This is a genomic window from Piscicoccus intestinalis NBRC 104926 (assembly GCF_001515525.1).
Classification (GTDB): Bacteria; Actinomycetota; Actinomycetes; order Actinomycetales; family Dermatophilaceae; genus Kineosphaera; species Kineosphaera intestinalis.
In genome coordinates, this window is the sequence record NZ_BCNQ01000181.1 from 1 (window position 1) to 8,363 (window position 8,363).

General features: G+C 73.9%; 8 protein-coding genes. 1 reads left to right on the forward strand and 7 read right to left on the reverse strand.

Annotated features, from left to right (window positions below):
• Window positions 1-58 precede the first annotated feature (58 nt).
• From ilvD to PINTE_RS25145, 7 genes are all read right to left on the reverse strand, one after another.
• Window positions 59-1,801, reverse strand: coding sequence for a dihydroxy-acid dehydratase (gene ilvD, locus PINTE_RS19130; protein ID WP_068433897.1), 1,743 nt, complete (start codon window positions 1,799-1,801; stop codon window positions 59-61).
• 276 nt (window positions 1,802-2,077) lie between these two features.
• The gene (locus PINTE_RS19135; protein ID WP_157087381.1) at window positions 2,078-2,593 is read right to left on the reverse strand and encodes a SixA phosphatase family protein; all 516 of its coding nucleotides are present in this window, start codon (window positions 2,591-2,593) and stop codon (window positions 2,078-2,080) included.
• Between the two features lie 29 nt (window positions 2,594-2,622).
• Window positions 2,623-3,561 carry a 2-hydroxyacid dehydrogenase gene (locus PINTE_RS19140; RefSeq protein ID WP_068433906.1) on the reverse strand — a complete coding sequence of 313 codons (939 nt, stop codon included), beginning with the start codon at window positions 3,559-3,561 and terminating at the stop codon, window positions 2,623-2,625.
• Between the two features lie 80 nt (window positions 3,562-3,641).
• Window positions 3,642-5,174 (reverse strand): Asp-tRNA(Asn)/Glu-tRNA(Gln) amidotransferase subunit GatB, encoded by a 1,533-nt coding sequence (gene gatB / locus PINTE_RS19145; RefSeq protein ID WP_068433908.1) that lies wholly within the window; start codon window positions 5,172-5,174, stop codon window positions 3,642-3,644.
• Window positions 5,175-5,176: 2 nt separating this feature from the next.
• Window positions 5,177-6,775, reverse strand: coding sequence for an Asp-tRNA(Asn)/Glu-tRNA(Gln) amidotransferase subunit GatA (gatA, locus tag PINTE_RS19150; protein WP_084343818.1), 1,599 nt, complete (start codon window positions 6,773-6,775; stop codon window positions 5,177-5,179).
• Between the two features lie 75 nt (window positions 6,776-6,850).
• Entirely contained in the window at window positions 6,851-7,147 is a 297-nt protein-coding gene (gene gatC, locus PINTE_RS19155; protein WP_068433909.1) for an Asp-tRNA(Asn)/Glu-tRNA(Gln) amidotransferase subunit GatC, read from the reverse strand.
• A gap of 27 nt (window positions 7,148-7,174) precedes the next feature.
• Window positions 7,175-7,795: an alpha/beta hydrolase gene (locus tag PINTE_RS25145; protein ID WP_084343819.1), complete on the reverse strand. Its 621-nt coding sequence runs from the start codon at window positions 7,793-7,795 to the stop codon at window positions 7,175-7,177.
• Between PINTE_RS25145 and PINTE_RS25150 the strand changes: the two genes are divergently transcribed.
• On the forward strand, window positions 7,745-8,363 hold a 619-nt coding region (locus tag PINTE_RS25150), incomplete at its 3' end, for a pentapeptide repeat-containing protein (RefSeq protein WP_169798577.1). The two genes, PINTE_RS25145 and PINTE_RS25150, sit on opposite strands and share 51 nt — an antisense overlap.

Here is an 8,363-nt window from a genome sequence, read left to right on the forward strand (position 1 = left end):
GGCCACGCCGGTGCTGAGGCGCGGCCGGCGCTGAGGCGCGGGTGGGCTGGGGCGCGGCTCAGTCGCAGACGGCGCCGTTGCTCGCGGAGCCGACGAGGCGGCGGTACTTGGCGAGCACGCCGCGCTCGTAGCGGGGCGCGGGGTGCTGCACGCCGTCGGCTTGCCGCTGCGCCAGCTCAGGCTGGTCGACGAGCAGGTCGAGGGTGCCGTTGGCCACGTCGAGCCGAATGCGGTCACCGTCGCGCACGAACGCGATCGGCCCCTCGTCGACCGCCTCCGGGGCGACGTGCCCGACGCACAGGCCGGTGGTGCCGCCGGAGAAGCGGCCGTCGGTGAGCAGCAGCACGTCCTTGCCGAGCCCGGCTCCCTTGATGGCGCCGGTGACCGCGAGCATCTCGCGCATGCCGGGACCGCCCTTGGGGCCCTCGTAGCGGATGACGACGACGTCGCCGGGGCCCAGCGTGCCGTCCTCGACGGCGTCCATCGCGCCGCGCTCGCCGTCGAAGACCCGCGCGGTGCCCTCGAACACGTCGGAGTCGAAGCCCGCCGACTTCACGACCGCACCCTCCGGGGCCAGCGAGCCGCTGAGGATCGTCAGTCCACCGGTCGGGTGGATGGGTTCGTTCATCGCGCGGATGACCGCGCCGTCGGGGTCGGGCGGGGTGACGCCAGCGAGGTTCTCGGAGACGGTGCGGCCGGTGACGGTGAGGGCGTCGCCGTGCAGCAGGCCCGCCTCCAGGAGGGCCTTCATGACGACGGGCACGCCGCCGACGCGGTCGACGTCGGTCATGACGTGCTGGCCGAAGGGCTTGACGTCGGCGAGGTGCGGGACCTTGGAGCCGATGCGGCGGAAGTCCTCGATGCTCAGCTCGACCCGCGCCTCGTGGGCGATCGCGAGCAGGTGCAGGACGGCGTTGGTCGAGCCGCCGAAGGCCATGACGACGGCGATGGCGTTCTCGAACGCCTCCTTGGTCATGATGTCGCGGGCGGTGATGCCGGCGCGCAGCATGCCGACGACCGCCTCCCCGGACTTGCGGGCGAAGCCGTCGCGGCGTCGGTCGGTGGCGGGCGGCGCGGCCGAGCCGGGCAGCGACATGCCGATCGCCTCGGCGACGGTGGCCATCGTGTTGGCCGTGTACATGCCGCCGCAGGCGCCCTCGCCGGGGCAAATCGCGCGCTCGATGGCGTCGACGTCGTCGCGCGACATCAGGCCGCGGGCGCAGGCGCCGACCGCCTCGAACGCGTCGATGATCGTCACCTGCTTCTCGCTGCCGTCGCTGAGCTTGGCGATGCCGGGCAGGATCGAGCCGGCGTAGAGGAAGACCGACGCGAGGTCGAGGCGGGCCGCGGCCATGAGCATGCCCGGCAGCGACTTGTCGCAGCCCGCGAGCAGCACCGAGCCGTCGAGCCGCTCGGCCATCATCACCGTCTCCACGGAGTCGGCGATGATCTCGCGGCTGACGAGCGAGAAGTGCATGCCCTCGTGGCCCATCGAGATGCCGTCGGAGACGCTGATGGTGCCGAACTCCAGCGGGTAGCCGCCGGCGGCGTGCACCCCGTCTTTGACGGCCTTGGCGAGGCGGTCGAGGGAGAGGTTGCACGGCGTGATCTCGTTCCAGCTGCTGGCCACGCCGATCTGCGGCTTGGCGAAGTCGTCGTCGCCCATGCCGACCGCGCGCAGCATGCCGCGGGCGGCCGACTTCTCCAGGCCGTCGGTGACGTCGCGGCTGCGCGGCTTGAGGTCGGGCGCGTCGTCGGTCGCGGGGGCCGCCTGCGTGGGGGCGTCGCTGCTGGCAGTCATGCCCGCATCGTAGGGCCCGCGACCGCTCACGTCCTGGCACGTCCTGGCACGTCCTGCCCTGAGGGGCCGCGGGATCGTCGGGCGTCGCCGACCCGGCCTCGATCGCACAGGGTCACGGGCGGTGACCTCTCGGGGGCCGCCGAGAGGTCAATCGGCCTCAGCGAAGCCACGAACAGGCCTGTGGCCTGCGGCGTTGCGCGGCGAGACCAACGTGACCGCTCGCGAGCGGTCAATCCACCCGCCTCCGCGAGGGGCCACCTACCGGAGACCGACCCCTCAGGCGCGGTGGAAGGCGACGACCGCGGACTGCTCGGTGGGGAACGACGCCCACGAACCCGGGTGGCCGACGACGGCGACGGAGGCGGGGGGCCAGCCGTTAGCCGGGCTGGTCGCGCCCTCGGGCAGGTGCTGCTCGAGGTCGAGCGCCAGGGCGGGAATGCCGGGGGCGTGGCCGATGACGACGAGCGTGCCCACGTCGTCGGGCACGGCCTGGATCGACTCGATGATGTCGACGGGATCGCCGTCGTAGATCGCCTCGTCGCTCCACACGTCCTGCGCGGGCAGTCCCGAGTCGCGCAGGCTCTCCCACGTCTGGCGGGTGCGCGTCGAGGGGCTGACGATGACGACGTCGGGGCGCACCCCCTGGCCGAGCAGCCACGAGCCCACGTCCGCGGCGAGCTGGCGGCCCGGCTCCGTCAGCTCGCGACCGAGGTCACCCCCGGCGGAGAAGCTCTGGGCCTGCGAGTGGCGCATCAACACGAGGATGCGCATTGTCGGATCGGCGTCAGACATGAGCGCCATTCTCACCCGCCGGACCGGTGTTATGCCCCCTCGGGGGTCGCCGGGATCTGAACCCCCGCCAGCGGCTCGCCGTCGCGGTACGCCTCCAGCTGGGCGCGCGCGAAGCGACCGATCCGCGGGGTGAACGCCTCGCTGTACCCGCCGACGTGCGGCGCGACGAGCACCCCGGGCGTCGCGAACAGCGGGTGCCCGTCGGGCAAGGGCTCCGGGTCGGTGACGTCGAGGGCCGCCCGGATGCGCCCGCGCTCGCACGCCGCCATGAGCGCCTGCGTGTCGACGACCTTGCCGCGGGCGACGTTGACGAGCAGGGCACCCGGTTTCATCGCCTCGATGAACCCGGCGTCGACGAGGCCGGTCGTGGAGTCGGTCAGCGGCACGATGAGGACGACGACGTCGTGCTCGGGCAGCAGGGCCGGCAGCTCGTCGATGCCGTGCACGTGCGCGACGAGGTCGTCCCCGTCCCGGGCCCGGGAGGCGACCGCGGTGACCTGCGTCTCGAACGGCAGGAGGCGGCGCGTGATCGCGTGCCCGATGTTGCCGTAGCCGACGACGAGCACCCGCCGGTCGGCCAGGCCCGGGGAGATGCGCGTCTCCCAGCGGCCGCGTTGCTGGGCCCGCACGAAGTCGGGCAGCCGGCGTTGCGCGGCGAGCGTGAGCGTGAGGGCGAGTTCGGCCGTGGCCGTGTCGTGCACGCCGGGCGCGTTGGACAGGCTCACGCCCGCGGGCACGTACGGCACCGCGTGCTCGAAGCCGGCGCTGACGAGCTGCACGTGCCGTAGCGCGGGGAGCGTGGCGATGGTCTCGAGCGCGGCCCGCCGCATGAACTGCGGGGTGAGCAGGAACTCGATCTCGTCGGCGCGCTGCGGGCGCTCCCCGAGCAGGTCCCACACGAGCACGTCGACCCCGTCGACCGGGCCGACGGCGTCGGCGATCTCCTGGGTGGGCAGGCAGGCGAGCATGGTCGTCCTCTCCGTCGGATGAACCTGGTGCGTCGGGTGACCGGCTGCGCCGGGCTCATCGGGGGCTCGGGTGCGGTGGTCTACTCGGACAGGCGCTCCAGGATCAGCCGGCGCGCCTTCGCCGCGTCGGCCTGACCCTTCATCCGCTTCATGACCTGGCCGATGAGCGCGCCGGCGGCCTGCACCTTGCCGCCCCGGATCTTCGCGGCGACATCGGGATTGGCCTCGATGACCGCGTCGACGGCCTCACCGAGCGCCGAGTCGTCGCTGACGAGCCGCAGGCCGCGGGCGTCGGCGACCTGCTCCGGGTCGCCCTCGCCGGCGAGCACCCCGTCGAGCACCTGCCGGGCCATCGAGTCGTTGAGCCGCCCCTCGCGCACAAGTGCGTCGAGGGAGGCCACGTGCGCCGGGGTGAGGCCGAGGTCGACGAGCTCGACGCCGGCTGCGTTGGCCCGCCGGACCGCTTCCCCGACCCACCAGCGGCGGGCGCCGGCAGGGGTCGCCCCGGCCCGCACCGACTCGTCGATGACGTCGAGCGCTCCGGAGCCGACGACGTCACGCATCTCCAGGTCGCTGTAGCCCCACTCCTGCTGCAGCCGGCGGCGGCGCAGGCCGGGCGGCTCGGGCAGCGTGGCCCGCAGCTCTTCGACGCGCTGCGCGCTCGGCGCGACCGGCACGAGGTCGGGCTCGGGAAAGTACCGGTAGTCGTCGGCGTCGGACTTCACGCGCCCCGCCGTCGTGGAGCCGGTGTCCTCGTGCCAGTGCCGGGTCTCCTGCACGACCGCCTGGCCGGACGCGAGCACCGCGGCCTGCCGGGTCATCTCGTAGGCGACCGCGCGCTCGACCGACCGCAGCGAGTTGACGTTCTTGGTCTCGGTGCGGGTGCCGAGCGGCACCGCCTCCTGCTCGGCGCCGTCGCGGGCGTCGCCGGCCCGCGCCCGCAGCGACAGGTTGGCGTCGCAGCGCAGCGAGCCCTGCTCCATGCGGGCGTCGGAGACGTTCAGCGCGCGCATGAGGTCGCGCAGGGCGCTGACGTAGGCGCGCGCGACCTGCGGGGCCTTCTCCCCCGCGCCGGTCAGCGGCTTGGTGACGATCTCGATGAGCGGGATGCCGGCGCGGTTGTAGTCGATGAGCGAGTAGTCGGCGCCCTGGATCCGGCCGGTCGCGCCGACGTGGGTGAGCTTGCCGGCGTCCTCCTCCATGTGGGCGCGTTCGATGAGCACCCGGTAGGTCGAGCCGTCGTCGAGCTCGACGTCGAGGTACCCGTCGCCGGCGATCGGCTCGTCGTACTGGCTGGTCTGGAAGTTCTTCGGCATGTCCGGGTAGAAGTAGTTCTTCCGGGCGAACCGGCAGGCCGGGGCGATCGTGCAGTTCAGCGCGAGGCCGATGCGGATCGCCGAGTCGACGGCGACCGCGTTGACGACCGGCAGGGAGCCGGGCAGGCCGAGGCACACCGGGCAGACCTGGGTGTTGGGTTCGCCGCCGAACGTCGTCGGGCAGCCGCAGAACATCTTCGTCGCCGTGGACAGTTCGACGTGCACCTCGAGGCCCAGCACGGGGTCGAAGCGCTCCAGCACCTCGTCGTAGTCGAGCAGGTCGGTCACCGCTGCCATGCTCAGGACTCCTGTCTCGTCGGGTCGACCGCGCGGGCGACCGGTTGGGTGCCCGGCGCGGCGACGGCCGTGTCTCCGCCGTCGCTGTCGGCGAGGTCGGTGATCCGGTCGAGCAGCGGCCCGCCCCAGATCGTCGTGAGGTCGCGTTCGAGCGCCGCGGCCACGGAGTAGAGCCGGTCGTCGGCCAGCGCGGGGGCCAGCACCTGGAGGCCGACCGGCAGGGCGTCGTCGGGCGAGAGCCCGACGGGCACGCTGATGCCGGGCACCCCGGCGAGGTTGGCGGGGATCGTCGCGATGTCCTGAAGGTACATCGACAGGGGGTCGTCGATCTTCTCGCCGATGCCGAACGCGGTGGTCGGGCTCGTCGGGGAGATGAGCACGTCGACCTGGTCGAAGGCCGCCTCGAAGTCGCGGGCGATGAGCGTGCGCACCTTCTGCGCCTGCCCGTAGTAGGCGTCGTAGTAGCCCGACGACAGCGCGTAGGTGCCGAGGATGATGCGGCGCTTGACCTCGGCGCCGAAGCCGGCCTCGCGGGTGGCGGCCATGACCTGCTCGGCGCTCGGGTCGGCCACGCCGTCGGGGAAGGTGCGCAGCCCGTAGCGCATCGCGTCGTAGCGGGCCAGGTTGCTGCTCGCCTCCGAGGGCAGGATGAGGTAGTACGCGGCGATCGCGTATTCGAAGTGCGGGCAGGAGACCTCGACGACCTGCGCGCCGGCCGCCTGCAGCACGGTGACGGCCTCGTCGAAGCGCTGCCGCACGCCGGGCTGGTAGCCCTCGCCGGAGAGTTCGCGCACGACGCCGACGCGCATCCCCGAGACGTCGGCGGCGCGGGCGGCCGCCACGACCGGCGGCACCGGGGCGTTCAGGGAGGTGGAGTCGGCCGGGTCGTGCCCGCCGATGACCTCGTGCAGCAGGGCCGTGTCGAGCACCGAGCGGCCGCACGGGCCGATCTGGTCGAGGCTGCTGGCCAGCGCGATGATGCCGTATCGGGAGACGCCGCCGTAGGTGGGCTTGGCGCCGACGGTGCCGGTGACGGCGGCGGGCTGGCGGATCGAGCCGCCGGTGTCGGAGCCGATCGCGAGCGGGGCCTCGAAGGCGGCGAGGGCGGCGGCCGAACCGCCTCCGGAGCCGCCGGGGATGCGGGTCAGGTCCCACGGGTTGTGGGCCGGGCCGAAGGCGGAGTGCTCGGTGGAGGAGCCCATCGCGAACTCGTCCATGTTCGTCTTGCCGAGGATCGGCATGCGGGCGGCGCGCAGCTTGCGCACGACGGTGGCGTCGTAGGGCGGCACCCAGTCGCGCAGGATCGCGGAGCCGGCGGTGGTCGTCAGGCCCTGGGTGCACGCGATGTCCTTGACGGCGATCGGCACCCCGGCCAGCGGCGGGAGCTGCTCGCCGGCGGCGCGCGCGTCGTCGACCCCGCGGGCGGTGGCCAGCGCGTCGTCGGCGTTGCGGGCGAGGAAGGCGTTGACCGCGCCGTCGACGGCCTCGATGCGCTCCAGGTGCGCCCGGGTGACCTCGATCGCGCTGACCCGGCCGTCGGCCAGCTCGCGCGCGAGCCCGGCGGCCCCCAGTCGCAGGAGGTCGGTGGTCTGGCTGCTCACGTGTGGGTTTCCTTCGTCTCGAACGTGGCTCGGGGCGACCGGCCGCCGCGCGACCGCTCGTCGGCGGCGCCGGGGCTACTCCTCGCCGAGGATGCGCGGCACGCTGAAGCTCTGGTCCTGCACCTGCGGGGCCCCGGCGAGCGCGGCCTGCGGGCTCAGGCCCGGTTGCACCTCGTCGGCACGCACGACGTTGACCAGCGGCACGGGGTGGCTCATCGCGGGCACATCGCTCGAGGCGACCTCGCCGACGGCCGCCACGGCGTCGAGGATGACCCCGAGTTCGCCGGCCATCGTGTCGAGCTCGGCCTCGGACAGCTCGATGCGGGCGAGCATCGCCAGGTGCGCGACCTGATCGCGGGAGATCGACGACATGCGGCTCAGTCTAGGGCGGTACCCGAATCACCTCCGATCGCCTCCGGTCACCCCTCCGGGCACCCCGGCGATCACTCCGGCGATCCGCCGGAACGAGCCCGTGCCGGGCTCCATGACGGCGGCGTGCGCCGACGGCCCGGAGACGGGGGCGCCCGCCGCGTGCAGGCCGCGGGCGACCTCCCACGTGCCGGCCGGGAGCACCTCGATGCCCTCGAGGCGCTCGGGGTCGACGCCGAGGCTGAGTCCGGCGACCACCCGTTGCAGGGCGGTGGCCACCGGCTGCGGCAGCAGGCGCCAGGGCACGTCGAGGCGCTGCACCCAGCGGATCGGGTCGCCGGGGGCGGTCAGCGTGAACCGGTGCGGGGCGCGGGGGTGGCCGAGCGGGTCGAGCGCCGGGTAGTCGCCGACGTCGCGCACGCCGGGGCCGGCGCCGGGTGAGGCGACGTGCACGACGCGGTCGGCCGGCACGCCGAGCCGCTCGGCGGCGCCGACGATCGTGCCGCCGTAGGAGTGGCCGAGCACGGTGAGCACGCAACCCTTGGGCCGTGGCAGCCCCAGCACGAAGTCGCGCAGCGGCCCGGCCGCGGCGATCGCGTAGTGCGCGAACGGGGCGTTGGAGCCGATGGCGAGCGGGAAGTCGGCTCCCATCCACGCGATGACCGCGGCCCGGCACGCCCGTTCCCCACGCTCCCCTGGCGAGGTGGCTGGAGTCGGCGCAGGCTCCGGGGCTGCGTCGTCCCGGCCGGCTTCGACCTGGCCGGTTTCGACCTGGCCGACGTCGACCTGACCGGCTCCGACCTGCCCGGCGTCGATCTGGCCGGTGTCGACTTGGCCGGTGTGGATCTGGCCGGCTTCGACCTGGCCGACGAGGTCGCGGGCGACCTTGGTGGGCAGGTGGAATCCGCGGACGGCCGTGCCGGTGCCGGGGACGAAGACCGCCAGGGCGTCGGTGCGGTCGTCGAGGTAGCCCCACAGCTCGGCGACGCGGCCGCGACCGGCGGGTTCGAACAGCAGCAGGCGTCGGCGGCCCGGCCGGCCGTCATCGCCGGGCGCCCGGTCGTACAGCAGGCCCTGGTACAGCAGGATGCGCACCCGCAGGTCGGCGCGCAGCAGCAGCGGCAGGTCGGTCGTCGTCGTGACGTACGAGGTGATCGCGTCGCGGGTGAGCCAGGCCCGCAGGATCGCGCCGCGCACCCGGCGCAGGCGGCTGCCGGCG

What these genes read in the sequence shown, in the direction of transcription:
- ilvD (WP_068433897.1), bottom strand. Translation starts at nt 1,801, where the DNA reads ATGACTGCCAGCAGCGACGCCCCCACGCAGGCGGCCCCCGCGACCGAC.
- PINTE_RS19135 (WP_157087381.1), bottom strand. Translation starts at nt 2,593, where the DNA reads ATGTCTGACGCCGATCCGACAATGCGCATCCTCGTGTTGATGCGCCAC.
- PINTE_RS19140 (WP_068433906.1), bottom strand. Translation starts at nt 3,561, where the DNA reads ATGCTCGCCTGCCTGCCCACCCAGGAGATCGCCGACGCCGTCGGCCCG.
- gatB (WP_068433908.1), bottom strand. Translation starts at nt 5,174, where the DNA reads ATGGCAGCGGTGACCGACCTGCTCGACTACGACGAGGTGCTGGAGCGC.
- gatC (WP_068433909.1), bottom strand. Translation starts at nt 7,147, where the DNA reads ATGTCGTCGATCTCCCGCGATCAGGTCGCGCACCTGGCGATGCTCGCC.
- PINTE_RS25145 (WP_084343819.1), bottom strand. Translation starts at nt 7,795, where the DNA reads ATGGGAGCCGACTTCCCGCTCGCCATCGGCTCCAACGCCCCGTTCGCG.